This is a genomic window from Streptomyces sp. a15 (assembly GCF_059026085.1).
The window spans coordinates 1-1,739 of sequence record NZ_JBWLKM010000217.1; the positions used below are offsets into that span (position 1 = coordinate 1).

General features: G+C 69.2%; 1 protein-coding gene. It reads left to right on the forward strand.

Annotated features, from left to right (window positions below; translation table 11 throughout):
* Window positions 1-1,739, forward strand: a 1,739-nt coding sequence (locus AC5P09_RS51720) for an RHS repeat protein (RefSeq protein ID WP_493880595.1), incomplete at both ends; no start/stop codon positions are given.

Below are 1,739 nucleotides of genomic sequence, written 5' to 3' on the forward strand. Positions count from 1 at the left end.
GCCCGCACCAAGTGGCGGGACACCGTCTACGAGTACGACGACCTCGACAACCTCCGCAAGGTGACCGCGCCCGGCGGCGCGATCACTTCGTTCGAGTACGACAAGCGGGGCCGCCAGACGGCCTCGACCGACCCCGACGGTGGCCGTACCGAAGTGCGGTACGACAACGCGGACAACGTCATCGCGACCATCGACCCGTTCAAGCGGACCCTGGTCACCACCTACGACGATGGCGGCCGTCCGGCCACCTTGCGCGAAGGCAGCGAAACCGGCCCCAAGCGCGTGGAGTGGACGTACGACTCCGTAGCCAAGGGCCTGCCCACCGCGCAGATCCGCTACGACAACGGCCGCGAGTACCGGGAGGAGGTCACCGCGTACGACAACGCCTACCGGGTGAAGTCGACGAAGACGGTGATCCCCACCGAGGAGACGGGGCTGGCCGGCACGTACGAGTACGAGTACTCGTACACCCCGACCGGCAACCTGGCCTGGGCCGAGGTACCGGGCCTGGGTGGTCTGGTGACCGAGCGGGTCAGCTTCCGGTACAACTCCGACGACCTGCCCATCGGCATGGGCGGTGCCTCCAGCTACTTCACGGGCGCCGAGTACTCGGCCTTCGGTGAGCTCCTGCGCACCGAGTCCGGTGTCGCCGGCAAGAAGGTGTACGGCTCGTACATCTACGACGAGTTCACGCGCCGCCTCCAGCAGTCGACCTTCGACCGGGACATCTCCCCGGTCCGGATCAGCGAGACGCGGTACGGGTACGACGAGGCAGGCAACGTCACCAAGATCACCGACGTGCCCGGCAGCGCGGCGCCCGGAGCGGGCGGGACGGACACGCAGTGCTTCGTCTACGACCAGCTGCGGCAGATGACCTCGGCCTGGACGGCGAAGACGGACGGCTGCGCGGCGGCGCCGACGAAGGACAGCGTCGGCGGGCCGGAGGCCTACTGGCAGTCGTACCAGTACGACGCGGCGGGCAACCGCAAGCAGCTCGTCGAGCACGACCCGACGGGCGACACCGCGAAGGACGTCACCCGCTCTTACCTGTACGGCAAGGCGGGCGTCGGCGGCCCGAACGCGCTGGCCGAGATCAAGTCGGTCGGCCCGCAGGGCGAACGCCTCAACACCTTCGCCTACGACAAGGCCGGCAACACCACCGGACGCCAGCACGGCGGCACCAACCAGACCCTCGAGTACGACATCGAGGGCCAGCTGCGCAAGGTGACCCAGCCCGTCGAAGGCGGCGGCACGAAAACCACGTCGTACCTCTACGGCGCGGACGGCGAACGCCTCATCCGCACCGGCGCGGACGGCAGCCGCACCCTCTATCTCGGCGACGCGGAGCTGACCGTCAACGCGGCCAACACCACCGCGAAGGCCGAACGGTTCTACGCGCACCCTGACGGCATGACGACAGTCCGCGCGACCGGCGGCGTCCGTCAGCTGATGATCGCCGACCACCACGGCACCTCCCACACGGTCGTGAACATGGTGGACCCGGCGATGGGCGTCACGCGGCGCAAGTCGATGCCGTTCGGTGAGGCGCGGGGCTCGCAGCCCACGGCCTGGCCGGGACAGCGCGGTTTCGTCGGCGGGACGGTCGACCAGGACACGGGGCTGACCCGGCTGGGCGCCCGTGACTACGACCCCGTGACCGGGCGGTTCATCCAGGTCGACCCGATGGTCGACTACGGCCAGCCGGCCACGATGAACCCGTACGCCTACAGCAACAACGC